This window comes from Gardnerella sp. KA01002 (genome assembly GCF_049244015.1).
GTDB lineage: Bacteria > Actinomycetota > Actinomycetes > Actinomycetales > Bifidobacteriaceae > Bifidobacterium > Bifidobacterium vaginale.
In genome coordinates this window covers 278,659-304,591 of record NZ_CP058365.1, presented here as the reverse complement: position 1 = coordinate 304,591, position 25,933 = coordinate 278,659, and the positions used below count along the sequence as shown (strand labels likewise).

The window sequence follows — 25,933 nt, the reverse complement described above, 5'->3', positions numbered from 1 at the left end:
GAGCAAGCTCAGCGCTCCGAATTGCCTTTTCGCGCTACGCTTTAAGCGAAAAGTCAGGTCGTCGCGCCTGCGAGGAGAGAAATACTCAAACTTCGCGCAATACCAAGTAAAGAATAATGCGCTATAACAAGCGAGCATAGAAACACCCAGCCCTCCTACAACACCAAACAAGGAAGATGCACAATACCAAACAAGAAAGCGCGCAACAGCAAACAAGTCAAAGAGCGTGCAATATATCAGTATTGATGATGCGTGTGATCGTGCATAACGTCTTTATGCTCCGACGCATGAGGAATATGCAAAACGCGCATACGATCAATCGCCTTACGCGCAAGCTGATGAGCAGAACCAGCCCCATCACCTTTAACCCCAAAAATCACAATTAAAGCCATAACAGCCGTAATAATCGCACTAATTCTCAAAGTCCATTGAACACCAAAAATGCTGGCTGCCAAATTATCTGCAGAACCAACTCCAGTAAGCATATGATACCACTGAGTAAAAGTAGCCATAGTAACAACAAGTACTGGAGCACCAATAGCACCCCAAAGCTGTCTCATTGTATTAGTGACTGCAGAACCATCGCCCAACTCACTAGGTTGCAAGCAATTTAAAGACCATGTTGTAACAGGCATAAGCAAAAATCCCATGCCGATTTGTCGCGTAAACTGCCAGATTGAAATCCACCAAATCCATGTGTCTTTATCGATAAGGCTCATCATAACTGTGCCAAAAAGCAAAATAAGAGAGCCTGCCATTGCTACAGGTCGCACACCAAAACGATCGAGCATACGCCCACCAAAATATTGCGAAATTGCCATTCCAAACGCGCCAGGCAACAATACCAGACCACTCATAGTAGCTGAAAAACCACGATCTGATTGAATATACAGCGGAATAACCACCATAATTGAGCTAAACGCAAAGAATGTTAAACATGCGCAAGCGGTGCCAATCGTAAAATAGCGATTCTTCAACACGCTTATTCCAAGCAACGGCTGCTTTCCTTTAACTCGCGCACGCAATTGTCTAATCACAAACCACGTTATTCCACATGCTCCAACAACCATAGGTGACCACGAAAGCGGATTTGAAATACCATAAGACTCAATGTTTGTGAAACCAAACATAACTCCACCAAAGCCAACAATTGAAAGTCCAACGGAGAAAAAATCCGCCTTAGCAGAGCGATCATGTTCACCGAAATTATGTAAGAAAAGTATGGAAAGAATAATAGAAATTACGCCGATAATTGTAAGAGATAAGAATATAGAACGCCAACCATTAAAATCAGTTTGCATACCACCAACTGTTGGTCCAATTGCTGGAGCAATGCTCATTGCCATACCAACGCTACCCATAGCCATTCCTCTACGAGTAACTGGGTATACAGAAAACACAGTAATCTGTAGAACAGGCCACATAACTCCAGTGCCAATAGCCTCTAGAGTTCGCCCAGCTAACGCCATAATAAAATCATTACTCAGCCACGCCATAACTGAGCCTAGAGTAAAAAGAATCATGGAAGTAATAACAATTTGACGAGTAGAAAATCGTCTAGTCAAAAATGCTGTTAGCGGCACCATAATAGCCATAATCAGCTGAAAAATAGACGTAAGCCACTGTCCCGTAGTAACACTTATGTTAAACTCACGCACAATAGTAGGTAATGCAGCAGTGAGCTGCAATTGCGCAAAATTGCCAATAAAAGTTATAAAAGTTAGAATCGCCAGAGAAACCAAGGCTGCACGCGTGAGACGATTGTTTTTATACGCTTCTTCACCAACAAGAGCATGACTAAGTTTAGACAAGTTCACGAAAGACTTGCAGCTAGCATGCTCACTAGCAAATTCATCACCCTTATTAAACCATGATTTTCTAGGCAATATTGTCACTTAAATTTCCTTCCATATTCACACAACACGCATAAAATAATCAGCGATTATCGTAAAACCAAGAAACATACTTGACTCTACGATAATCGCCTTAAAACAAATCTATAAGTACACACTATGAGTCTGTGCGTCTATAAATCTATAATCCTCACAAACTTACAATTGCCGCAAAATTCATAATAGTAGCAAGTATAATACAAATCAGTAGCTTCTATGAGACAACCAATGCCTGTAGGCACCCTGAATGGAACCGTAACGACCATTGCAATAATTCCAGAACCAACGAAGCTGAGTCTGATAATTAGTCGCCCAGTCAGCACCCATAGAAGACATCTTTCTTCCAGGCAGAGCCTGAGGCAAACCGTATGCTCCAGAAGGATTCATAGCATTTACGCGCCAACCTGATTCATGTGAAATAATAAACACTGTAGCAGTAAAATCAGCTTCACTGTAACCGTTAGAAAGAAGCCAAGAATGCGCCCACTCCTGCATTTCACCAGCAGGAACTGTAGTACCAATAGAAGATGCAAAATCTGAATCTACGCTAGCTCCACCTGTGCCAACAAGAATGACCTTATCTTTTGGAGCCTGCTTAACAAACGATACAAAAACGTTAGACGAAACAACTTTATCACCTGCGCGAGTAACAATCTTACTTGTTGCCATCACGCCAAGAGCACCCTGATCCTTAACCTTTTCCGTGCCCTTTGGAAGAGCTGCAGTTTCCTTCTTAACCGTGTTAAAAGCAATCGGTTCATCAGAAGTTTCAAGCTTTGCGCCTGCACGCTTAATGTTGATAACTGTCGATTCAGTTACCTTGGAATCAAGTGCAGGCTCTACAACATCATTAGGCCCAAGAGTAATATCTCCAGCTTCTAGAACAGACTTAACGTTTGTAAAATCCGTGCCAAGAACAGTACGATGACTCCCATTGATATTCACAGTTATGTAAGAAGTAGCGCCTTTTTTAACACTTTTAAGCGAATTACGATACATACCACGCGAAACCTGATTAGAGGAATCTGTAGCAGAATAAGCAGTTATGTAAGGCTTCGCAGAATGATTCTTTGATGCCGAATAAAAGTTCCTAGACGCAATACCAAGAGTTACTACAGACACAAAACCAACAAAAATCGCTACAATTCTTGCCCACTGACGAACACTCAATGAGGTAAGTGTAACAGTTTTCCTTCGGTGACTTGTCATAACTCTCCTTGGTAGAAGTTAATGCACAAAGCGTAAATCTAAAAATAAATAATCCTCATACAGCTTTTTGCACAAAGTATGTATAATTGTAGACTCATGCAAAGAGAATGGCTTAAAATCAAGGTTCTTACTACTATTCCCCATCATTTTCAGATTCACTTGATTCGCTTACAGAATTACCTTCATCATCTTTACTAGGATCGTAAGCCTTAGCTTGATTGACTAAATCTTCTAAATCGGCTGGCAACAAAGCACCAGCCTGACGATAAATAACATCTCCACGTTTGATAACCATAACCGTTGGAACCGCTTTAATCGCCGCAGCACTTGCCAAATCAGGAGACTGGTCTATGTCTACCTTAACGAATGGAACATCGTCAAACTTTTCGCTAACTTGTTCAAAAATAGGACCAAAAGCTCGGCATGGTCCGCACCAAGTTGCCCAAAAATCAACAACAACTATTTCATTAGTACCAGCAATTTTCTCAAAATTATCTTGCGTAGCATGAATAACCGCCATTTTTACCCCTTTTAGTGCAATCACTTATTCATGCCATTATATATGTATCTGTCGCCTTGCGGCACTAGGCTAGAAAACATGCTTGATATCCAATTTATTCGTGAACATGCCGACGTAGTTAAGGAATCGCAGCGCAAGCGTGGCGAGTCCGTTGAGCTCGTCGATGAGGTGCTTCGTGCAGACGACTTGCGCCGCAACAGTTTAAAGGCTTTTGAAGCAGCCAGAGCAGAGCAAAAAGCAATAGGAAAAAAGGTTGCAGCTGCTCAAGATAGCGAGAAAGCCACACTTATTGCTCAGACTAAAGAACTTGCTCAAAAGGTTGCAGAATACAAGGCTGAATCTGAGCAGGCTACTGCCGACTACACTACAGCAATGTGGAAGCTTTCTAACATCGTTGAAGATGAAGCGCCAGAAGGCGGAGAAGACGACTATGTTGTAGTTAAGAAAGTTGGCACACCTCGCGACTTTGCTGCAGAAGGCTTTGAGCCAAAGGATCATTTGACTCTTGGAACTGGCGTTGCTGGAATTGATATGCGCAGAGGCGTAAAGGTTGCAGGCTCTCGCTTCTACTTCTTGCGCGGTGCTGTGGCTAGATTGCAAATCGCAATGCTTACTATGGCTGTAGATCAAGCCGAAGAGCACGGTTTTACGCTTGCGATTACTCCAACGCTTGTGCGTCCAGAAGTAATGCGCGGAACTGGCTTCTTGAATTCTCACGCGGACGAGATTTATCGTCTTCGTGAGCCAGATGATCAGTATTTGGTTGGCACATCCGAGGTTGCGCTCGCTGGTATGCACGAGGATGAGATTCTTGACTTAAGCAATGGTGCTTTGCGTTATTGCGGTTGGTCGAGCTGCTACCGTCGTGAAGCTGGTGCTGCTGGAAAGGATACTTCTGGTATCATTCGCGTGCATCAGTTCGATAAGGTAGAAATGTTCGTTTATTGCAAGCAGGAAGATTCTCGCGTTGAGCATCAGAAGTTACTTGGTATGGAGCAGGAAATGCTTGCTAAGGTGGAAGTGCCTTACCGCATTATTGATACTGCTGCTGGTGACCTTGGTTCTTCTGCCGCTCGTAAGTTTGATTGCGAAGCTTGGGTTCCAACTCAGGGTCGTTACCGTGAGCTTACTTCTACTTCTAACTGCACTGAGTATCAGGCTCGCCGCTTGAATGTTCGCGAACGCATGGAAGATGGCGGAACTCGCCCAGTTAGCACGCTTAATGGCACTTTGGCTACTACTCGCTGGCTTGTGGCTATTTTGGAAAATCATCAGCATGAAGATGGTTCGATTGATATTCCAAAGGCTATGCAGGCTTATATGGGTGGCAAAGAAGTTATTGAGCCTACTAAGTGGGAAGCGTGACTTTACTATAGTTTGAGTCTAAATTTTGTATCTTGACACGCGAGATCATTTAGTTTAGTATCAAATAATCTTCTCCTTTTGGGTTATATGTCAAAAAGTGTATAAAACTGTTCTGATGTATGTTCTTGAAATAGAATTTAGTCAGTTTAGTTTCATACACTTTTTGATGTATAGCTCTTTATTTTTATTTATTTTTATTAATTTATATTTTGTATTTAGTGAGCAATAAGTGGCGCTACTTGCGATTCGTAAGCACGCAAAGCCATATCAATCACGTTGTGCATATCGTAATAGCTGTAAGTGCCCAAACGTCCACCGAAAACAGTGTTAGACTGCGCTTCAGCAAGCTCTGCATAGCGCGCATACAATGCCTTATCTTCCTCCGTATTCACTGGATAGTAAGGTTCATCTTCGCGAGTTGCAGCGCGAGAATACTCCTGCCACACAACAGTTTCCCCAGCTTTAACGCTTTTGCCTGGCACAAAATCAGCATCGCAGCTAGCTTCCCCGCCAACCTCCTCGCGCTCTGGATTAAAGTTCTTAAACTCAATTGCGCGCGTAAACGGAACATCTGCATCCGAATAGTTCATAACTGGGCAGCCAAAGTGGTCGCTCTCCTGGTAACGCACTTCCTTAAAGTCCACAGTGCGCCACTTCAACTCGCCGAGCGCATAGTCAAAATACCTATCAACCGGACCGGTATAAACAACCGGCACTCCAGCCTCCGCCAACGCGTGCTTATTAAACGGCTGCGATTCGTCGAAAAAGTCCACGCCAAGCGAAATGTGAATACGCGGATCGTCAATCATGCGCTGCATCCAAGCTGTGTAGCCGTCCGTTGGCAATCCTTCCCAAGTGTCTTTAAAGTAGCGATTATTGTAGTTAAATCGCACAGGCAAGCGCTTGATAATTCCAGCAGGCAGCTTAGAAGGATCCGTTTGCCACTGCTTTGCCGTGTAATTCTTAATAAACGCTTCATAAAGCGGGCGCCCGATTAAACTAATGCCTTTATCGTTCAAATTCTGCGGATCTTTGCCAGCAAACTCCCCCGCTTGGCTTGCAATCAAAGCCTTAGCTTCTTCTGGCGTATAATGCGCGTGGAAGAATTGGTTAATTGTACCTAAGTTGATTGGCAACGAATACACTTCGCCGTCGTGAGTTGCGTAAACGCGATGCACGTAGTTAGTAAACGTTGTAAAGCGGTTCACGTAATCCCACACGTGCTTGTTGCTTGTGTGAAAAAGATGTGCGCCATACTTGTGAATTTCAATTCCCGTTCGCTCGTCAAAATACGAGTAAGCATTTCCGCCAATGTGACTACGCACGTCAATAATTTCAACGCTTGCGCCAGCGCGTTCTGCAGCCTGCTGAGCTACAGTTAAGCCAAACAATCCTGCTCCAACAACTACTAAATCTGGGTATTCGCTCATTTTCCCACTCATTTCTTGCTTTCTGATTTGCACTTACTCTTCGATTTTTAATTGCATTACTTCATATTTTTGATTTTGTAATCGTAGATTATTTTTTCAAGATTTCTCACACACGCCATAGTAAAACATTGCGCGCGCTGCAAAATCGTAAGCTTTTTAACAGCTGATTTAGCAAATTCTACGTCTTTAGCATAATTTTTTTCGTATATTTTTTGGATTTCTGCGTCGCTATTTTTTCCGCCATTAAGCGTATTTTCCCCACTTTTCAGCGCGCATCGCTCATACCTTAAGTTTCCAACCATTGTGTAGTAGCTTCTTGCTGGCACAACGTTGTGTTCTAAGCACAAATCCCAATTTGCTCGCACAGCGTCAATATGATCGTGATAAAAGCCCGCGTCTCGCATTTTATGCGTTACGGAATCCGCGCGTTGCAGCCAGTAATACAGCACTGCGTCCACATGTGCCACGTAATTCATGCGAGAGTACAGCACGCTTGCCATCGCAGTATCTTGCGCAAACTTTCCTTCTGGGAATCGCACTCCTTCCCAAACCTCTCGCTTGTACAGCCTGCACCAATTCGCTTCATTAAAGTAGCGCGCTTCGCTGTTTTTGCCCAGCTTGTTTCCGATTATTCTAAATATTTTGCAAAATACAGTTTGATACGCTTTTAGCGGATTTTTTACGATTTTTATTTGAGGCAAGTTTTCTAAACGCGCGGTTGCTTGCGACTTATCCGCGCTCAAACCACGTGCACCCAAACCAGCTTCTTTTTTAATCTGCTCTAAGCTACTTAGCCCAAATTGACGCCATTTTGCTTTGCTCATACTAGCTCCGCTTTGCAAAATAGCGTTTAACAAAATCTCAATATTTTTGCAATCTAGAATATCGTCATTGTCTGCAAACGCTATAAATTCGCCACTTGCCGCATCAAGCCCTGCGTTTTGTGCGCGAGATATTCCGCCGTTTTGTTGGTGTATTACTTTAACTCGCGAATCTTTTGATGCGTAGGAATCGCAAATTTTGCCAGAGTCGTCTTTGGATCCGTCGTCTACTAAAATCAGCTCTATGTTTTTGTAAGTTTGCGCAAGAATCGAGTCCACGCATCCGCTCAAATATTTTGCAGAATTGTAAACTGGCACGATTATAGAAACTAGCGGATTTTCGTTTTTAGCGTAATTTTCCATTGCTATCCTTTCAAACCGCGTTCTGCTCTGCTTTGCGCATTTGACGAATCTTTTGCTGCCCATCCTTAAATCCGCGTACCATCGCGCGAATTTTCGCAAACTTATTCTTTTCCCACAGCGCAACGAAAATCATATCTCGCACAACTGCACGCAACGACTTAGCATACGAGTATGTTCCCATTTTGTAGTCCACTACTTGCATATTTCGCGCTATGTAGTACTTGCGATTTGCATTGTGATTCCACACGATTGGGTGTTTTATAATCAAGTTTATTGAGCGCGCTTTGCCGATTTGGTGTTCCATTATAACGTTTTGGCACTCTACGATTTGCCAGCCAGCACGCGCAAGTCGCCTTGAAAAGTCGAAGTCTACTCCGTCGATTTCTAGCCATTCGTCAAATCCGCCGATTTTCTGCCACGCTTCTACGCTTGTTAAGCTTCCAGACGTTATGCATTCGTCTTCGTGGCATTTGCTGTGTAAAATCGTGCCGTCTAAACGGTTTTTTAGCAAAGAGCATACAATTGCGATTTTGGAATTTTTTGAATTTTTTTGATTTACAAGACTTCCCTGATTTTCCAGGATTTTCTTGTATTCGCTAATCATGTTGCTTGGCACAACAGAATCGTCGTTAAGCGTTAGAACCCAGTTGAAACCTTGCGATTTTGCCCATTCAAACACTTGCGTTAATGCTTTTGCAAAACCAATATTTTGACTGTTTTTAACTAAAGTCACGTTTGCGTATTTGCTTACAACTTCTTGCAAACTTTTAACATTTTTAGACGCATTGTCTACGATTATTACACGCTCTACTTGATTGCATAGCGCTTCTAAACACGTGCTTACGTCTGTTAAAGTTGGATTATAGGTGATTATTCCAGAACAAATACGCATGTTAGTCCAAACTGCGATTCTTGCTGCCGATTTTCACCCAACATTTGCTCACAAAACCAACAATCAAGTTTGTAAAACGCTTGAGTATTACAGAAAGCACAAGAATCACCGCAAACTCTGCGATTAGCAATCCGTATGCTTGCCAGCGATTAAGCCACACTGGATATATTACTGTAAACACTTGCATTATTAACACATGGTGTACCAAAAAAATCGGGTACGAATATGCGGATATAAATTTTGTACACGCGCTTAATGGCTTAAAACTTTTAACAAGTTCACCAATATAAGAAAGCAGCAAAAATGCTAATATTCCTACAATCGTAACGGCAATATTTCCTTGTAAAACATGCGTTAATTGTTGCAATGCAAGAATCACAAAAGATACTGCAGCAAGCCAACAAGGCACTTTTTTAATAAACTTTACAAAAATCATGCCAAATACTAATTCTGGCAATCTTGTTGTTAAAAGAATATCAGACGGTACTCGCGGAATCTGGTAAAAAGTAAAGAACACAACTGTTGCAGCGTATAGAGCCAACACAACGCACACAGTTGTTATTGGCATTTTATTTACGCCAACTCTTAAAAGTGGAAACACTATGTAAAACAGTATTATGAACCCTAAGAACCATTCGCCTAGAACATAAAAAGTACCTACGCCGAATGCAGAAGCATAACCATCCATTCCAAAAAGCGAAAAAATTGCTGTTATTTTATGCCTTGGTACAAAAATATATCCATTATTGCGAATAAACAATAAAATATTCGCCACTATGAATGCTACCCAAAACATTGGGTATAGTGTTTTTGCGCGCTTTGTGTAGAATGTGCGCAAATCCAGGCTTTCTCTATCGCCATAGTTGTACATAAGAGCAGCGCCAGAAATAATCAAAAATAGCGATACTCCTAATCCACCAATGTAGATTCCAAACGGTCTATTTACGAAGAACCGCATTGGCTCCAAATATGGATTGTTAAAATGAGTTACAACAATCAAAATCGCAGCTATTGCGCGAATCCAATCCAAGTAGAAAAGTCGCGGTTTTTTTGCGCGCGTAAGTTTTGTCGCAGCTGTATTTACGCTTATATCACTCATCTTCTTTACCTTTACGACCAATGTGCACAATTCTTTGACCTATGTACAGTGTTTTATAGAAAACTCGCTTTGCAATACTCTTTAATACTCTTAAAGCAGCGTAACGGAATCGCTTTCCGCGCATTACTTCTCTACAAGTTTCTTCCAAATTGCGTTTAATCCATGGCGTGCTCACAGATTTTGATAGTTCTCGAACATCGAATTCTAGGTTAGTCATTTCTATTCGCGCAAAGTGATCCGAGAATATGTATGCGTCATAATATCCGTTGGATTGCGGCACATACCCGTATGCTCGCTCTATAAAGTGCAACAACGTTCCGTCTATTTTTAGCGGTTCTGCTGGAAAATCTTCGTAAGTCCACTTTCTATCCAATAGCCCACGCATAGCTTTTGTACGGAACCAAAACATTGTGCCAAGCGGAGCTATAGCGTCTTTGTTTTCGTCTAACGGAACGCTAATTCCTAACGTTTTTTCTAGGAATTTCTTTGTGCCTTCAAAGTTTGGACCCCAAGTGTATGTAAATCCTGGGAAATAGTCCGCATGATTTGGCGGCGTTGGCATTGCCATTCCAAGTCGCGGATGCGTTTCAAACAGATTTATAACGTTTTGCACATACTCTTTACTTGCAAGAATATTTTCAAAACACTTGTAAGCAAATCCGTCGCCTATGCTTCGAGGCGATAATTGCGTGACTTTTTTATCGTGAGCAAAGCATACGTAATCGTACTTCATAAGATCTGCGCCGCCGCCCACTAAGAATGCGCTCACATCTCTACCGCGATTTTCAATCAACCGTACGTCTACGTTATATGGAAGATGTTCCACACGCTGTTTCACAATTTGCTGGTTTTCTTTCGATCCTACAGTTAAAATAACGTCACATCCTTGCGGCATAGACTGAATATAGTGCAAACTTTTATCTAGCAAATCCATGTAATACAAGTGCATACACAACGCGACTTTTGGCTTAGATGCAGGCTTAGCAGTTGCAGTAGATGTTGATGTAGCTGTTGATGAGTTTTCTACAACATGATTTTGCGGCAAAATGTATCGCAAATGAAGATTCTTCATCAAATCTGCCATATTCATGCTTCGCAAAGCATTTTCCCAAATCAAATCCGTGTTGTAATCTGTGTGGTCTTTCAAATACTCGTATAAGTCTAATGCTTGGTTTCCAACAGATTGCGTAGAAACGTCGGAGTAGTCGTGGAAGAAAGACCTGCGCTTAAAAATCGGGCATCGCTTGTATTCCACAATCTGCCTTGCAGCATACGTTATTGGGCCATAAGAATAGCCTTCTAAATCACTCGTATCAACGTATACAGACCACTTGTATCCCTTATCTGCAAATCGCTTTGTAAATACTGATTCATGCAATCCAACAGACTCAAAGTAGCTGTTGATTGGTGGAAGATTGTTCCAATAATCCTGAAAATCTTTGGATTGAACAAAGCTTTTCCTGTATGCGTGAAAATGCGATTGAATATGCTCTGGCAAATATCCGTACGGACTGTATCCAAACGGATCTCCATTAACTTTATGGAACTTTGTTATTCCCCAAAAATCAAGGTCTTTTGCGTTCATAGCGTTAAACATTTCGCTAAACGGATAAACTGGACCCATAATCGTAGCGTTAAATAGCACTACTTCGTCAAACTTTTCCAACTCTGCCCAACCGTAAGAGTCCATTGCAGTTTTGTACGCCCACACGTCAAAACCCTTGTTCTCGCGCAAAATAAACTTGTTCGCGTAACCTTTAAGCATCGCTTTGCTTGACTCGTCGATTTTGCCATTAACTACAATCGCAAGCTCGTTAAAGAATGGTTTGAATCCGTCAAGCAGCGTAGACACATAATGGTCTGCGTGACCTTGCGCATCGTAGAAGAAGAAAATGCCCAAGCGCTTTGGATTTTCCAAAATCATGTTATCTCCTGATTTACCCTTAATTATCCTTGATTATTCTATTGTGTAATTTTGTATTTTGTTTAATCTCAAATTTATTTTTTAGACTTTATTTATCATTCTTTGATTTAGTTAAGTTTTTAACCATATTTTTTATCTTTTTTGCAAAACGCTTATACACTGGCATTGCATCGTAACGTTTTTGCGCTTCAATTTGCAAACGTTTCTGTTCTTCTTCATATTTTTGCTGATGAACCTGCATAATATGCAAAGACATTAAGTCTACTTGCTTATCGTAAGTTGTGTTTTGTTTGTCTTTAAAACTATCTGGTTTAATATTTCTATAAACGTTAAGAAGAACATCACACACTGAACCGTGTTTTATTATGCAATCGCCTTCTACAACTTGATTCATAAGGTCTACAAGCTCTTCGAGCACAATCAAGCACGCGCGCTCTAATCCCCATGCTTCAATAACAGCGTTTATGGCTTCTTGAAAATCCTCGACTTTTAGTCTTGTCAAGAACTCATCTTTTACTATTTTTAATCCACGATTATCAAACCAGCGTGAGGCTTCTTCAATGGTTTGCTTGCGACTTTTCATCGAAGGCTCTTTAGCAAAATCATTAGCAAAATCGTAAACAGCGCTTACAACATCTTTAACACTTCGTTGTTCTACAGTAAATTTTTCAACGCTTATCTTAGATCTTCCAGAAATTCCTCTGCCAATATGGTATTTAAGCGCGCGAAACGCTGTTAAGTCTTTTAAAGTTTGAGCAAAGGCTGCAATAGCGAAATATTCGTAAGCATCTTCTGCTTTAGAAAGTCGTGTTGAAACTGTTTTTTTAAACGCATCTCGAACTAAGTCACCTTTAAAAAGCGCTGTTATAACATTCCAAGGTGTCCAATGCGGAAAATCACTAGAAAACGTTGATTTAATAATATTATCGCCAGTTTGATCACCATTATTTTGCGCATACATTTGATCGTAGCTGTATGCAAAATCTTCATCTGATTTGCCTTCTGGGTGAATAGAAACACCAAAATGCAATATATCTGCAGGATTATTAGTAACGTATGAGTAGAGAACTTCGCAAGCTTTAAGATCAATCTCATCATCTGCGTCAACAAAAAGAACGTAATCACCGCTAGTCGACTGAACACCAGTTTTACGCGCAACATGCCTACCGCAATTATGATCTTTAGCAATAATTTTTACTCTAGAATCTTTATGCTCATAATCGCGCAAAATTTGCAAAGTATTATCTGTACTAGCGTCGTCAACAACAATAATCTCAATGTTTTTAAAAGTTTGATTAACAAGTGAATCCATGCACTGCTTAATATACGTCTCCTTGTTGTACGCAGGAACCACCACGGAAATTGCAGGATTCATAAATCGTCTCCATTGCACACTAATCGGTAAAATAGCACAAATCATATCTATTGTACTACTAGACACAATCAGTTTTTAGATTGTTGTCACGCATTAAAATCTTATAGTATATTTTTTAGTGACAAGTAGCACATGCATGTTAAACGCATAGAAGGGTATAGCATGAATCAAACGGAGTCTAGTGGTATTAAAACGTTAAATACTAATCAACTGAACGATTCAGCTGCGCTCGCAAAAAACGTAAGAAAAAGAAGCGTAAGTAACACAATTGGTGTTGTTGCAGAAAAAACGTATTCCTTTAAAGACTTCATTGATTTTTGCAAATCTAATGTTGCAGAACTTGCAATAAGCGCGATTTTTTTGATTATTGCATACGGTCAAAAAGCTTTTTCTAACACTTTTTCTATAGACACAGAAGAAATGATCTCTAGATCTAAGGCTCTTTACAATTCTTGGATTCGCCTAGAACGCTTTGGATTGCTAGCTTTTAAGTACGTTACAGGAAGATACTGGTATAACAATTCATTAGCTGGAATCTTAATGATTCTTGCGCTTTTTGCTTCCGCAACAACATGGGCATACTTGTTTAGCAAAGCGCACAATTTGGGCGCAAAATTCCACCCAGCTTTATTTATGATTCCTTTTATAAGCGCTCCTATTCTTGCAGAAATGCTTGGATTCTTGCTTATGGGAGATGACGTAGCTTGTGCGCTAATGTTTGTTAGCATATCGCTTATGTGTGCGCATAACGCGTACCAAAATCGTAAAGAACTTAAAACTCTTTTAGCATACGCATTAATGGCACTTATTTTTGCAATTTTTGGTTTTACTCTCTACTTAGCAATGACTACTGTTTTTATTGCTGGAACAGCCATGATTGCACTAATAATTAAGGGCGACTATGCGTACAAATTTAAGAACATAGTAAGCTACATTTTTACGTATATTTGCGTGTTTATAGCAAGCTATGCATGCTATGTGATTTTGAATAAAATTGTTATCGCTACCAACCACACCTTCACAGATCCGTACATTAAAAAACAAATGCGTTGGGGTAAAGACCCTATAGCAAAAATCATTCATACTATATTTTTGCATGCAAAAAACATGTATCTAGGAAGAACAATATTCCATAGCGTATTTATAACAATTGCATTAATCGCTTTAGTGTTATTAACTATTGTTCAAGTGATTCGTAAAGAGCTTAACGCTTTTACTATTATTTTTGCTATTGCTATAGTTGCAAGCCCTATGATGATGAGCGTAATACTCGGCACAGCAGGCACGGCTAGAACGGAACTAACATACCCGCTTGCTGGCGCTTTTTCATGCATGTATTTGTTGCATTACATTATGCAATTTAGCAAAAAGACTTTAACAACGATTATTGCATGCATTCTTCTTGCAATTATTGGATTAAGTCAGTCGTTTACAGTAAATCGCTTGTATTACACGGAATACATGACTTATAACCAAGACTATTACATTGCTCAAGATGTTGCTAGAAGAATAGAAGTACTACAAGCAAATCATAAAAATCCTCTTAAAGTAATATTCGTTGGCAATCACATAGCAGACTACAATCCTAGTGAATTTAAGTCAAATCAGCTTGAACTTATTGGACGATCAATGTTTGAGATTGGATTCTCAACTCTTCACGGCACATGGGTAAAAACTGGTTTCATACGCTCAACTACTGGATTTAAAATGAAAAATCCTGTATTAGAATCCGTTTATATAAACGCAGAAAAGGCCGCACAAAATCTGCCTTCTTGGCCTTCGGATAAATGCACTACTGTTTTAGATAACAAGTATATAGTCGTAAAATTCTCTGAACCAATGCAAAATAAGCACTAAATAGTAGTTAAGAATTTAGATACCTAAATATATAAATATCTAAATAGTAGTTTCAATCTCGTAACGTGGGCGATGCTTAGATTCCATGTAAATCTTTCCAATATATTCGCCCACAATGCCGATTGAAAGCATAATCAATCCACCAATAAACCACATTGAGAACATAACAGAGCCCCAGCCAGCAACTGCTTTTCCTTGCACAACAGAAGCTATTACATAAACAAATACGCATAGTGAAACTAAAATAGACGCGAATCCTGCAAATGTTACAAAACTCAAAGGCTTAGTAGAAAAAGATGTAATGCCATCTATAGCAAACGAAATCATCTTTTTAAGCGGATACTTAGACACACCAGCTTTGCGCTTACCACGCACATACTCAACTTTTGTTGACTTAAAGCCAATAGATGGCACTATACCACGCAAGAAAAGATTAACTTCTTTATATTCCAAAAGAGCCTTCAACGCATTCTTGCCCATAAGTCTATAATCGGCATGATTCGGAACTGTTTCTGCGCCCATCCATCTGAAAACACTGTAAAAAGCTAATGCAGTGTTGCGCTTAAACCACGTGTCTGTTTCTCTAGACGAGCGAACGCCATACACAACCTCGTAGCCTTCCACATATTTTGCAATAAATTGATCAACAACATCAACATCGTCTTGCAAATCGGCGTCCATGGAAATTGCAGCATCGCAACCCGATTTATATGCTGTAGTTAAGCCAGCAAGCAAAGCATTTTGATGACCACGATTATGCGCAAGCTTTACACCGCCAAAAAGCGAAGGATTCGACTGGTGCAAATCGCAAATAATATTCCAAGTCGAATCTCTAGAACCATCATCCACAAAAAGAATACGGCTATAATCCGAAATAATCTTATTTTCAATAAGAAAAGTAACTTTGCTTAAAATAATACTAGAAGTCTGCGAAAGAACAGGCTCCTCGTTGTAGCAAGGAAGAACAAAATATATGCATGGGCACTTGCTGTTTTGCAATGTTTCACGCAATGTTAATCCTTTCTAAAAACCATAATTTAGCATTAAAAATCCAGAAAAGTTACGATTTGCAATAACTATTTTAGAAAATCACTCATAATCTTTTGGATTTTGCTATTATCTCCCCAAACTGCTGGAGAATCGTAAGGCCTATCTGGGAATGCGCCATACTCAAGCGAAATATCAAGATTATTCTCGCGAATGTAACGTTCAACGCGGTCTGCAAGCGAAACAGGCTCCCCCGTGCAGCAATTAATTACGCCATTTACTTTATCTTGTAAAACGGTTGCAGCAATTTGCTTAGCTAACACGTCTACATTAATAAAGTCGTATTTGTTTTTGCCAGTAGTAAACGGAAAAGTCTTCTTTCCTTCTTGAGCAGCTTGAAGAAGCTTAGAGAAAATAGAGTTTCCACGAGCGTCGTCGCCAACAATGTAGTATGCGCGAATCCATTGAACAGTTGCATCATACTCTTTACCCAAAAGCAAAGTAGCTTCACGCAAAGCATTCTTAGAAATGCCATACATAGAAGCTGGCTTGCAAGGCGTGTTCTCGTCAATAGCACCCTCCCAGTAGCCAACTTCGTGCATAGAACCCATAACAGCAATCTGCTTTAAGCCACCTTGAAGCATAATACGAATAAAGCGGTAATGGTTCGATAAATCTTCCATATGCGTGTCTGCAGCATGCTTAAAACCGTTGCGCCAAGCCATGTGCAAGCAAACGTCTGGAGACCCAAGCTTTGCAAACAAATCAGCATCATCGCTAAAAATATTCGCTTCAATACGCGTTGCGCGCTCATCAACACCATCTAAACGCAAGTCGGAAGCAATTACGCTAGCACCTGCATCTAAAAGAGCTTTAACAACGTGACGACCAATATACCCACCAGCACCAGTAACAAGAATTCGCTTACTCATAATTTTTCAGTTTAGCAGCGTATAAAAACTTTCAAACATGCCAAAATAAATAGAACAAAATAATCACAACATAATCACATTAAAATCACAAAATAATCACAAAATAATCACATTAACAACTAATCTAAAAGCTAAAATTATTACATATAATGATGAACATAATATCTCGCATAATACTGCTCACAATACTGCGCATAATTTAACCAAATATTTAGCCAAATATTGAATCAAATCAATCCCCAAATGTAAACTTAACAAAGTTATATGTGCATACACACTGCAAATTTTGCAAGAAAGGCAGCGATGACAACAAAGTCTGACGCCATCTATCACCCTGGTAGAAGCAAAGGTTTGATAGACATTCCAAGGTACCTTTATTTGCTTGACTTACTTGTAAAAAAAGAAGTACGAATAAGATATCGCGGTTCGTGGCTCGGTATGGCTTGGACGTACGTAAAGCCAATAACGCAATTTGTAGTGTTCTACGTTGCAATGGGAATTTTCTTAGGACTTGGCCGCGGAGGCGGAATTCAAGCCTACCCACTGTACCTTTTTAGTGGAATTATAGTAACAAACTTTTTTGTAGAAGCATTCTCTAATTGCACAAGATCAATACTTTCTAACGCTGGCTTAATACAAAAAATCTATCTTCCTAGAGAACTATTCCCACTTGCATCGCTACGAGTTGCTTTTGTGCACTTTTTCCCACAAGTAATCGTGCTTATAATCGGAGCTTTATGCATGGGGTGGATTCCAGATTTTGCAGGCGTAATAGTGGCAATAATCGGATTTATTAGCGTGTGTACGTTTGCGTTTGGTCTTGGATTATTCTTTGGAGCAATAAACGTTTTTTACAGAGATGCAGAAAATATTACAGACTTAGTAGCAATGGTTGCCGTATGGCTTGCGCCGTGCTTCTACACATGGCAAATGGTTGCAGCCCACGCACCACGATGGGTTTTAGAGATGTATTATGCAAATCCTATTGCAATAAGCGTTGAAGCATTCCACCGCGGATTCTGGCTAAATGCCACGGATCGCACTTTCCAATTTGCAGGAGCTTGGTCTTTAAGACTTTGCGAAAGCCTTGTAGTCGCATTTGCTGTACTACTTATTGGCGAAGTTACATTTAGACATCTTGAAGGCAAGTTTGCTCAAGAAATTTAAGCTTACTAAGATTTTGTGGATTTTACTTTTAAGAGCAGCAGGAGTTATATATGAATAAGCCTTATAACACACTTCCAGAAGACGTTGTGTTAAGCGTTTCCAACGTTACTAAACGATTCTCGCTGCGAGCAAATCATTCGATTAAAGAGTCGATTGTAAACTTGCTAACACCGCCGTCTAAAAAGCACGAGACACAAAACTTTACAGCTTTAAGCAATGTTAGTTTTACTATTAAACGCGGCGAAACTGTTGGACTAATAGGCATGAATGGATCTGGAAAATCTACTATGCTTAAAATGCTTTCTGGAGTTATGCAACCAGACGAAGGCGAAGTTTGTGCGCGCGGAAGAATCGCAGGACTAATCGAAGTTGGAGCAGGATTTGCTGCCGACTTAACTGGTCGCGAAAACGTGTATCTTAACGGCGCAATTCTTGGAATGACAAAAGAAGAAATAGACGATAAATACCAATCAATAGTAGACTTTAGCGAAATAGAGCCTTTTATGGATACAGAAGTTAAGTTCTACTCTTCTGGAATGTTCTTACGATTGGCGTTTTCTGTAGCAGCGCACAGCGATCCAGACATATTCTTAATCGACGAAATTCTTGCAGTTGGAGATGAAGCTTTCCAACACAAGTGCATTACTAGGCTTAAAGAGCAGCAAAAACGAGGGCAAACAATGGTAATTGTTTCGCACAGCGAAGATCAAATTAAGCAACTTTGTTCTCGCTGCATAGTGCTGTCTCATTCACACATGATTTACGACGGTCAAGCCGAGCCAGCATTTAACGCAATGCGAGAAAGCTTAAACAATAAAGCATAAACAACAATCTTAAACAATAATCAAAACTAAAAAGCAAAAGGCATATAAGAGGATATTATGGAAAACATGAGTAACACAACAAACTTTGAGCCAAAAAACATAATTGTAACTGGCGGATGCGGCTTTATTGGGTCTAATTTTGTGCACTACGTAGTGAACAATCACCCAGAAACGCACGTAACGGTACTAGACGCGTTAACGTACGCCGGAAATATTGAAAACATTGCAGGATTGCCAGAAGATAGAGTTGACTTTGTTCACGGCAATATTTGCGATGCAGAGCTTTTAGATAAGCTCGTTCCAGGGCACGACGCAATTGTGCACTACGCTGCAGAATCTCATAACGACAACAGCATTGCAAACCCAGAACCATTTCTTAAAACCAATGTTGAAGGAACTTTTAGACTACTCGAAGCAGTTAGAAAATACGGGATTCGATACCACCACATCTCTACCGATGAAGTGTACGGAGATTTGGCATTAGACGACCCAGCTAAATTTACAGAAGAGACGCCATACCACCCATCCAGCCCATACAGCTCCACAAAAGCAGCAAGCGATATGTTGGTACGCGCATGGACTCGCACATACGGTTTGCACACAACAATCAGCAATTGCTCAAACAACTATGGACCATATCAGCATGTTGAAAAGTTTATTCCGCGCCAAATCACAAATATTTTAGAAGGCATTAAGCCAAAGTTGTATGGTCAAGGCTTAAACGTTCGAGATTGGATTCACACAGAAGACCACAGCAGTGCTGTTTGGACAATCCTCACAAAGGGAGAGCTTGGAAACACGTACTTGATTGGCGCAAATGGCGAGAAAAACAATATAACAGTTTTGCGCATGATTCTTGAAATGATGGGCAAAGATGCAGACGACTTTGACCTTGTAAAAGATCGCCCAGGCCACGACCGCCGCTACGCGATTGACAGCACAAAGCTACAAACACAGCTTGGATGGAAACCAAAGCACACAGACTTTACAACAGGCTTAGAGCAAACAATCAAATGGTACACGGAAAATCGCGCATGGTGGGAAGGCGCTAAAAGCGCGACTGAAGCAAAGTACAAAGCTCAAGGGCAGTGAATCGCCTAAAAGTCAAGTCTGCTTGTATACAAATTGTATGCAAATCTAGCCAAAAATAGTCATAAATCTAATCAAAAATAAAGAATTTGTAGGATGCTATGGAATTTGAAAAAGAACTAAGCGTTACAAAAACCAATATTCCAGGTTTAATCGTGTTTGATCTTCCAGTACACGGAGATAACCGCGGATGGTTCAAAGAAAACTGGCAGCGCGCAAAAATGACGGCTCTAGGTCTCCCCGACTTTGGACCCGTACAAAACAACATTTCGTTCAACGAAAAACGCGGAGTAACCAGAGGCATCCACGCAGAGCCATGGGATAAATACATAAGCATTGCTACTGGCGAAGTATTTGGCGCATGGGTGGATTTAAGACCAGGGCAGAGCTTCGGTCAAGTGTACACAACCACACTAAACCCTAGCAAAGCAATCTACGTTCCTAGAGGCGTAGGAAACAGCTTCCAAGCTTTGCAAGATGGCACGGCATACACTTATTTAGTAAACGCACATTGGTCACTAGAGCAAAAGAAAACATACACTTTTGTAAACCTTGCAGACCCAGATTTACACATTAATTGGCCAATACCTTTAGAAGAATCCGAGCGCAGCGAAGCTGACTTACACCACCCAATGCTAAAAAACGCAAAGCCAATGGCACCAAAACGCACTCTTGTAACTGGATGCAACGGTCAACTTGGTCGCGCAATACAAAATTATGCTCAAGAGCATGATTTAGAAGGATTTGAGTACGTAGACTTAGATAGCTTCGATATAGCAAATAAAGACGATTACAGCCGCTACGACTGGGATTTGTACGGAACGATTATTAACACAGCAGCATACACGTCTGTAGATGGCGCGCAAACGCCACAAGGGCGAAGAGCCGCGTGGAATAGCAACGTTAAAGGAGTAGCAAATCTTGCAAAAATAGCGCAAGAACACCACATTACTCTTGTGCATATTTCAAGCGATTATGTTTTTGACGGTACTCAAGAAAATCACAAAGAAAACGAAGATTTTGCGCCACTAGGCGTGTACGGCGAAACAAAAGCTGCAGCAGATTCTCTAGTAGCCAACGTTCCACAGCATTATATTATTCGCTCAAGCTGGATTGTCGGAGAAGGACGAAACTTTGTAACGCGCATGATTGACTTTGCAAACCGTTTAAAAAATGGCGAATCTGTTAGTGTTCAAGCGCCGATAGATCAAACTGGCAGACTCACTTTTGCAAGCGACTTAGTAAAAGGCATGTTCCATCTTCTAAACACTCAAGCACAATACGGAACATACAATCTTACAGGTTCAGGAAAAATCGCGTCTTGGCACGATATTGCTCAAAAAGTGTTTACACAACTTAATGTAGACACAAGCAAAATCGAAGCAAATCGCGTAGACGATTACACGCGCATATCTAATGGCTCTCCTAGACCACACAAGTGCGCACTTGACTTACAAAAAATCGAATCCGCTGGATTTACGCCATGCGATTGGGAAGATTTGCTTGAATCTTACGTAAATAGAATTGAACAAAACAACAAGTAAAGGATGTTTCAAAGATGAAAGGCATTATTCTTGCTGGCGGTTCTGGCACACGCCTATACCCACTTACTACAGTAACGTCTAAGCAGCTTTTGCCAGTTTACGATAAGCCAATGGTGTATTACCCTCTTAGCGTGCTTATGATGGCTGGAATCCGAGATATTCTTGTGATTTCTACTCCTCAAGACTTGCCGAATTTTGAAAGGCTACTTGGAAGCGGAGAACAATTTGGAATCAACTTATCTTACAAAGTTCAGCCATCGCCAGACGGTCTTGCTCAAGCATTTATACTCGGAGAAGAGTTTATAAATGGCGATTCTTGCGCGCTCGTGCTTGGAGACAATATATTCTACGGAAATGGCCTGGGAGCTATTTTAAAGCACGCTGCACGCGTAGAACACGGTGCTACAGTATTCGGCTACTACGTAGACGACCCAGAAAGATACGGCGTTGTGGAATTTGATGAAAATCACAAAGCCGTTAGCATAGTAGAAAAACCAGAACACCCAGCATCGAACTATGCTGTTACAGGATTATACTTCTACGATTCCAGAGTTACAGAGTTTGCAAAACAAGTTAAGCCGAGCGCACGCGGCGAGCTTGAGATTACGGACCTTAACAAAATGTACTTAGAAAATGGCTCACTAAACGTTATGACTCTTGGTCGCGGATACGCGTGGCTAGACACTGGCACAATGGACTCGCTTTACGAAGCTGGCGAATTTGTGCGCACAATAGAGCGAGCGCAAGGGCTGCCAATCGCAGTTCTTGAGGAGATTGCGTACGAAAACCAGTGGATTAGTCGCGAGCGTTTGCTTGAGTCGGCAGAAAAATATGGTAAAAGCAATTATGGCAAGCACTTAAAGCAGGTTGCTGAAAATCGCATTATCATATCTAAAGATTTGTTCACGGATTAAAAATCGCAAATCCAATTTTACAAATCAACTAGTTTACTTCTGGTTTGCTTAGTTTATTTACTTAGTTTGCCCAAGGAACATAGCTTTTAACTCTGGCAAAAGCGCTCGTAACGCACTGCCCCTGTGTGAAATGGCGTTCTTCTCTTCTTGACTAAGCTGAGCACTTGTCAAATCCTGCATTTGAATGCCATTTCTAACAGGCTGATTATCTGGTACAAAAAGCGGATCGTAACCAAAACCATTCTCTCCGCGTGAAACTCTAATCAGTCTACCAACCATTTCTCCAACGCGAACAGTTTCAAAACCATTTGTTTTCCACATACTGTTTTCAAGTTCTGTTTCACCACAACCCTTAGGAATAGATAAAGCTGCAGCACAGCGGAATCGTGCTGTTCTACACTGATCTGGAATGTCTTCAAGCTGTTTAAGCAAAAGCTCATTATTCGCCTTATCATCTCCATGAACACCGCTCCAACGCGCAGACAATATTCCTGGGGCAGCTCCGAGAACATCTACAATCAAACCTGAATCATCTGCTATTGCAGGCAAACCAGTTCTTAGAGAAACATCTCTAGCTTTGATTAACGCATTTTGCTCAAAAGTCACGCCTGTTTCTACTGGATCTGGAAGCCCCAAAGAGCCAGCAGTAACAAGCTCAATATGCTCCGACATTTCCACAAACTCTTCGTTAAGAATCCGCTTAATTTCAACGAGTTTACCCTCATTATGCGTTGCCACAACAAGTTTCACGCTCGCCACTCCTTAGTAATTTATCGAATAAACAGATATAGATATAAACTTTATTTAATTTTGACTTAAAGCAGCGCGCTGAGCAGCCTGAAGCTCACGATTACCTTTAGCTGCCAAATCAAGCAAAACATTAAGCTCATCGCGATTAAACGGGCGATGTTCCGCAGTGCCTTGAATCTCAATAAAATTGCCAGAACCAGTCATAGCAACATTCATATCTGTCATTGCTTGACTATCTTCTACATACGGCAAATCAAGCATTGGAGTGCCATTAATCACGCCTACAGAAACAGCAGAAACAGAGTCTTTAAGAACGTTTTTAGCACTACGAATATGCTTGTGCTTTTCTGCCCAATTTAGCGCATCTACAAGAGCAACATATGCGCCCGTAATCGAAGCTGTACGCGTGCCGCCATCTGCTTGAAGAACATCGCAATCAATTTGAATCAAACACTCGCCCATTGCCTTCATATCTATAACACCTCTAAGGCAGCGACCAATAAGGCGACTAATCTCGTGCGTGCGGCCGCCGATTTTGCCCTTAACAGACTCGCGATCAGTGCGCTCGTCAGTGGCTCTTGGAAGCATTGAGTATTCGGCTGTAACCCAACCTAAACCAGTGTCTCGTCTCCAACGCGGAACTCCAATAGTAAAAGTGGCAGTGCACATAACGCGCGTGTTACCACACTCGATTAAAACGGAGCCTTCTGGCACGTTTGTAAAATTGCGCGTGATTTTTACTGGTCGCAACTCGTCTACATCTCTGCCATCAAAGCGAATAGTTTTTACAGATTCCAACATATCCTTAATTTGAGCCATAATTCAACAATCTAGCACGCGGCATTAACTAGCATGCAGCATTAATCTTGAGCAAAATCGCAATGCAAAAACTGTAGACTTTTGCATCAAATTTGCTCACTAAGCGCAAGCCACTCTTCTTCTAACGCGCTCGACTCACTTTGATTCGCCTGTAACTTCTCGTTAAGCTCTTGCAAGCCAACAAAATCGCTAGGATCATGGCTAGCCATTTTTTGCTCAATCTCGCTTTTTTCTTCCTCAAGCTTTTCTAGTTTTCGCTCTATTGCTGAAACTCTTCTAGTAGCATCGTAGTAAGCTTTTCCGCTTAATTTTGCTTCATATTTTTGATTGGATTTTTCCGCAGAATCCGCATCTGACGAATCGCCAGCAACCGCCCTAGAACTCGCCTCAAAATCTGCCTTAGATTCTTGCATATTTGCGCGCTCATAGTCTTCCATAATCTTTAAATACTCGTCAACTCCGCCTGGAAGATGGCGAATCTTGCCGTCAATCAATGCAAATTGCTGATCAGTCACTCGCTCAAGCAAGTATCTGTCGTGAGATACAACAATCAAAGTGCCTGGCCATGTGTCTAGTAAATCTTCCATAACTGCAAGCATGTCGGTGTCTAGATCGTTTCCAGGCTCGTCCATTATCAACACATTTGGCTCGTTTAGAAGAATCAAAAGCAATTGCATGCGGCGTTTCTGGCCGCCTGAAAGATCTGCAATTGGTGTCATAAGCTGCTCTGGCTTAAAACCAAGCCTCTCCATAAGTTGACCAGGAGTTACTTCTTTGCCGTCGATTATGTAACTTGGCTTATATCTACTCAAAACCTCTTTGACTTTATATTTTCCAAGCTTTTCCAGCTCTTCTAATCGTTGAGAAAGCACAGCAAATTTTACAGTTTTACCAATGTTTACGTGCCCTTTAGTTGGACGCAAAGAGCCGTCGATTATGCTTAAAAGTGTTGATTTTCCAGCGCCATTAGCTCCTACTATGCCGAATCGGTCTCCAGGTCCTATTAGCCACGTTTGATTGTCTAAAATCATGCGGCCGCTAATCGTTTTTTGTAATGCTGCACACGTTTCTTTTAATGACGATTCTTCTTGCGATAGTTGCGATTCTTGCGACTGTGCGGCTGCTTGCGATTCGTCTACAGAAATCGTAACGCTACCATCATGTGTAGGCTGGGAAAATGGCGATTTTACAATATCTGCATCGGCTCCAGCAGGATTTGACGAATCTTCAAAAATTTGCGTAACGTCAATCAAATCAACAACTTGCTTGCCGAGTCGAGAAGTTGCCATTCTCTTCAACTCAAGAGTATCTCGCATTGGCGGAACGTCTGCTATAAGCTCGCGAGCCTGCTTAACGTGGAATTTTTGCTTTGTAGAACGAGCGCGAGCACCCCTAGAAAGCCACGCAAGTTCCTTGCGAGCCAAATTCCGCCTGCGCTCCTCGCGAACATCCGCCTGACGTTCGCGCTCAACACGCTGCATCATGTACGCACTGTATCCGCCTTCAAACGGGTCGATTGCTCCATCGTGAACTTCCCACATAGAAGAGCAAACTTCGTCTAAAAACCACCTGTCGTGCGTAACGAGCAAAAGCGCGCCCTGCCCGTCTTGCCACCTGTGCAAAAGATGCTCTGCGAGCCAATGAATTGTAAGCACATCAAGATGATTCGTAGGCTCATCCAAAGCCAAAATATCCCAATCATGCAACAGCAACCTAGCCAAATCCGCACGCCTACGCTGACCTCCAGAAAGCGTACCAACTTTAGCTTCAAGATTGATTCCGCCAAGAAGAGCCTCAACAATTTCGCGAGACTTTGAATCAGCAGCCCACTCATAATCCTGGCGATTCTCCAATGCAGCTTGGCGAACTGTAACATTATCGTCCAGTGGATCTCGCTGGCTTAAAATGCCAAATGTCAATCCGCTTCTACGCGTAACTCTGCCAGAATCTGGGTCCATACTACCCTCAAGAAGCTTAAGAAGCGTGGATTTTCCGTCTCCGTTTTTTCCAACAATTCCTATACGGTCTCCCTCAAAAACGCCTTGAGTCACATTTCTAAAAATAGTTTTTGTTGCAAATTCAAGCGATACGCGTTCTAGTCCCAAATCATAAGTAGGCATAACTCACAAATATAGCTGTGCTACTATACTACGCGCGGTA

The 25,933-nt window shown here is 41.3% G+C and carries 21 protein-coding genes; 7 read left to right on the top strand and 14 right to left on the bottom strand.

Features of this window, described 5'->3' with window-relative positions:
• Positions 1-236 precede the first annotated feature (236 nt).
• The 3 genes from HXT60_RS01140 to trxA form a co-directional block, all read right to left on the bottom strand.
• Positions 237-1,895 carry an MDR family MFS transporter gene (locus HXT60_RS01140; RefSeq protein ID WP_004116956.1) on the bottom strand — a complete coding sequence of 553 codons (1,659 nt, stop codon included), beginning with the start codon at positions 1,893-1,895 and terminating at the stop codon, positions 237-239.
• Positions 1,896-2,096: 201 nt separating this feature from the next.
• Positions 2,097-3,101 (bottom strand): G5 domain-containing protein, encoded by a 1,005-nt coding sequence (locus tag HXT60_RS01135; RefSeq protein WP_421791211.1) that lies wholly within the window; start codon positions 3,099-3,101, stop codon positions 2,097-2,099.
• Positions 3,102-3,234: 133 nt separating this feature from the next.
• Positions 3,235-3,621 (bottom strand): thioredoxin, encoded by a 387-nt coding sequence (gene trxA, locus HXT60_RS01130; RefSeq protein ID WP_004112182.1) that lies wholly within the window; start codon positions 3,619-3,621, stop codon positions 3,235-3,237.
• 78 nt (positions 3,622-3,699) lie between these two features.
• Between trxA and serS the strand changes: the two genes are divergently transcribed.
• Entirely contained in the window at positions 3,700-4,986 is a 1,287-nt protein-coding gene (gene serS / locus HXT60_RS01125; protein WP_103013076.1) for a serine--tRNA ligase, read from the top strand.
• Positions 4,987-5,201: 215 nt separating this feature from the next.
• On the opposite strand, the gene glf is transcribed toward serS, so the two are convergent.
• From glf to HXT60_RS01095, 6 genes are all read right to left on the bottom strand, one after another.
• A complete protein-coding gene (gene glf, locus HXT60_RS01120; RefSeq protein ID WP_421791404.1) occupies positions 5,202-6,416 on the bottom strand; it encodes a UDP-galactopyranose mutase in 1,215 nt (404 codons plus the stop codon).
• Between the two features lie 56 nt (positions 6,417-6,472).
• A complete protein-coding gene (locus HXT60_RS01115; RefSeq protein ID WP_421791209.1) occupies positions 6,473-7,600 on the bottom strand; it encodes a glycosyltransferase family 2 protein in 1,128 nt (375 codons plus the stop codon).
• A 10-nt stretch (positions 7,601-7,610) separates the two neighbouring features.
• On the bottom strand, positions 7,611-8,492 hold the full coding sequence (locus HXT60_RS01110; protein WP_421791207.1) for a glycosyltransferase: 882 nt from the start codon (positions 8,490-8,492) through the stop codon (positions 7,611-7,613).
• A 1-nt stretch (position 8,493) separates the two neighbouring features.
• A complete protein-coding gene (locus HXT60_RS01105) occupies positions 8,494-9,591 on the bottom strand; it encodes an acyltransferase family protein (protein ID WP_004575007.1) in 1,098 nt (365 codons plus the stop codon).
• The gene (locus HXT60_RS01100; protein ID WP_101887901.1) at positions 9,584-11,515 is read right to left on the bottom strand and encodes a rhamnan synthesis F family protein; all 1,932 of its coding nucleotides are present in this window, start codon (positions 11,513-11,515) and stop codon (positions 9,584-9,586) included. Before HXT60_RS01100 ends, HXT60_RS01105 begins: the two co-directional genes overlap by 8 nt.
• Before the next feature lie 88 nt (positions 11,516-11,603).
• Positions 11,604-12,890 carry a glycosyltransferase family 2 protein gene (locus HXT60_RS01095; RefSeq protein WP_101887902.1) on the bottom strand — a complete coding sequence of 429 codons (1,287 nt, stop codon included), beginning with the start codon at positions 12,888-12,890 and terminating at the stop codon, positions 11,604-11,606.
• A 162-nt stretch (positions 12,891-13,052) separates the two neighbouring features.
• Between HXT60_RS01095 and HXT60_RS01090 the strand changes: the two genes are divergently transcribed.
• A complete protein-coding gene (locus HXT60_RS01090; protein WP_101887903.1) occupies positions 13,053-14,747 on the top strand; it encodes a glucosyltransferase domain-containing protein in 1,695 nt (564 codons plus the stop codon).
• Between the two features lie 39 nt (positions 14,748-14,786).
• On the opposite strand, the gene HXT60_RS01085 is transcribed toward HXT60_RS01090, so the two are convergent.
• Together HXT60_RS01085 and HXT60_RS01080 are read right to left on the bottom strand one after the other, a co-directional pair.
• The gene (locus HXT60_RS01085) at positions 14,787-15,758 is read right to left on the bottom strand and encodes a glycosyltransferase family 2 protein (RefSeq protein ID WP_004112145.1); all 972 of its coding nucleotides are present in this window, start codon (positions 15,756-15,758) and stop codon (positions 14,787-14,789) included.
• 65 nt (positions 15,759-15,823) lie between these two features.
• Positions 15,824-16,666, bottom strand: coding sequence for an NAD-dependent epimerase/dehydratase family protein (locus HXT60_RS01080; protein ID WP_004112142.1), 843 nt, complete (start codon positions 16,664-16,666; stop codon positions 15,824-15,826).
• A 303-nt stretch (positions 16,667-16,969) separates the two neighbouring features.
• Between HXT60_RS01080 and HXT60_RS01075 the strand changes: the two genes are divergently transcribed.
• From HXT60_RS01075 to rfbA, 5 genes are all read left to right on the top strand, one after another.
• The gene (locus HXT60_RS01075; RefSeq protein ID WP_004112141.1) at positions 16,970-17,833 is read left to right on the top strand and encodes an ABC transporter permease; all 864 of its coding nucleotides are present in this window, start codon (positions 16,970-16,972) and stop codon (positions 17,831-17,833) included.
• A gap of 152 nt (positions 17,834-17,985) precedes the next feature.
• Complete coding sequence (locus HXT60_RS01070) at positions 17,986-18,657, top strand: ABC transporter ATP-binding protein (protein ID WP_373271522.1); 672 nt, start codon at positions 17,986-17,988, stop codon at positions 18,655-18,657.
• Positions 18,658-18,714: 57 nt separating this feature from the next.
• Positions 18,715-19,749 carry a dTDP-glucose 4,6-dehydratase gene (gene rfbB, locus HXT60_RS01065; protein WP_004112128.1) on the top strand — a complete coding sequence of 345 codons (1,035 nt, stop codon included), beginning with the start codon at positions 18,715-18,717 and terminating at the stop codon, positions 19,747-19,749.
• Positions 19,750-19,847: 98 nt separating this feature from the next.
• Positions 19,848-21,290, top strand: coding sequence for a sugar nucleotide-binding protein (locus tag HXT60_RS01060; RefSeq protein ID WP_421791204.1), 1,443 nt, complete (start codon positions 19,848-19,850; stop codon positions 21,288-21,290).
• Between the two features lie 14 nt (positions 21,291-21,304).
• Positions 21,305-22,204 (top strand): glucose-1-phosphate thymidylyltransferase RfbA, encoded by a 900-nt coding sequence (gene rfbA, locus HXT60_RS01055; protein ID WP_004112125.1) that lies wholly within the window; start codon positions 21,305-21,307, stop codon positions 22,202-22,204.
• Positions 22,205-22,261: 57 nt separating this feature from the next.
• On the opposite strand, the gene HXT60_RS01050 is transcribed toward rfbA, so the two are convergent.
• From HXT60_RS01050 to HXT60_RS01040, 3 genes are all read right to left on the bottom strand, one after another.
• Positions 22,262-22,954 (bottom strand): non-canonical purine NTP pyrophosphatase, encoded by a 693-nt coding sequence (locus HXT60_RS01050; protein WP_065189489.1) that lies wholly within the window; start codon positions 22,952-22,954, stop codon positions 22,262-22,264.
• A gap of 54 nt (positions 22,955-23,008) precedes the next feature.
• Positions 23,009-23,773, bottom strand: a complete 765-nt coding sequence (gene rph / locus HXT60_RS01045; protein WP_065189694.1) for a ribonuclease PH — start codon at positions 23,771-23,773, stop codon at positions 23,009-23,011.
• Positions 23,774-23,859: 86 nt separating this feature from the next.
• Positions 23,860-25,893, bottom strand: a complete 2,034-nt coding sequence (locus HXT60_RS01040) for an ABC-F family ATP-binding cassette domain-containing protein (protein WP_065189693.1) — start codon at positions 25,891-25,893, stop codon at positions 23,860-23,862.
• Positions 25,894-25,933 lie beyond the last annotated feature (40 nt).

What these genes read in the sequence shown, in the direction of transcription:
- HXT60_RS01095 (WP_101887902.1), bottom strand. Translation starts at nt 12,890, where the DNA reads ATGAATCCTGCAATTTCCGTGGTGGTTCCTGCGTACAACAAGGAGACG.
- HXT60_RS01115 (WP_421791209.1), bottom strand. Translation starts at nt 7,600, where the DNA reads ATGGAAAATTACGCTAAAAACGAAAATCCGCTAGTTTCTATAATCGTG.
- HXT60_RS01080 (WP_004112142.1), bottom strand. Translation starts at nt 16,666, where the DNA reads ATGAGTAAGCGAATTCTTGTTACTGGTGCTGGTGGGTATATTGGTCGT.
- HXT60_RS01100 (WP_101887901.1), bottom strand. Translation starts at nt 11,515, where the DNA reads ATGATTTTGGAAAATCCAAAGCGCTTGGGCATTTTCTTCTTCTACGAT.
- rph (WP_065189694.1), bottom strand. Translation starts at nt 23,773, where the DNA reads ATGGCTCAAATTAAGGATATGTTGGAATCTGTAAAAACTATTCGCTTT.
- HXT60_RS01135 (WP_421791211.1), bottom strand. Translation starts at nt 3,101, where the DNA reads ATGACAAGTCACCGAAGGAAAACTGTTACACTTACCTCATTGAGTGTT.
- serS (WP_103013076.1), top strand. Translation starts at nt 3,700, where the DNA reads ATGCTTGATATCCAATTTATTCGTGAACATGCCGACGTAGTTAAGGAA.
- rfbB (WP_004112128.1), top strand. Translation starts at nt 18,715, where the DNA reads ATGGAAAACATGAGTAACACAACAAACTTTGAGCCAAAAAACATAATT.
- HXT60_RS01090 (WP_101887903.1), top strand. Translation starts at nt 13,053, where the DNA reads ATGAATCAAACGGAGTCTAGTGGTATTAAAACGTTAAATACTAATCAA.
- HXT60_RS01110 (WP_421791207.1), bottom strand. Translation starts at nt 8,492, where the DNA reads ATGCGTATTTGTTCTGGAATAATCACCTATAATCCAACTTTAACAGAC.
- HXT60_RS01060 (WP_421791204.1), top strand. Translation starts at nt 19,848, where the DNA reads ATGGAATTTGAAAAAGAACTAAGCGTTACAAAAACCAATATTCCAGGT.
- HXT60_RS01040 (WP_065189693.1), bottom strand. Translation starts at nt 25,893, where the DNA reads ATGCCTACTTATGATTTGGGACTAGAACGCGTATCGCTTGAATTTGCA.
- glf (WP_421791404.1), bottom strand. Translation starts at nt 6,416, where the DNA reads ATGAGCGAATACCCAGATTTAGTAGTTGTTGGAGCAGGATTGTTTGGC.
- HXT60_RS01105 (WP_004575007.1), bottom strand. Translation starts at nt 9,591, where the DNA reads ATGAGTGATATAAGCGTAAATACAGCTGCGACAAAACTTACGCGCGCA.
- HXT60_RS01075 (WP_004112141.1), top strand. Translation starts at nt 16,970, where the DNA reads ATGACAACAAAGTCTGACGCCATCTATCACCCTGGTAGAAGCAAAGGT.
- rfbA (WP_004112125.1), top strand. Translation starts at nt 21,305, where the DNA reads ATGAAAGGCATTATTCTTGCTGGCGGTTCTGGCACACGCCTATACCCA.
- trxA (WP_004112182.1), bottom strand. Translation starts at nt 3,621, where the DNA reads ATGGCGGTTATTCATGCTACGCAAGATAATTTTGAGAAAATTGCTGGT.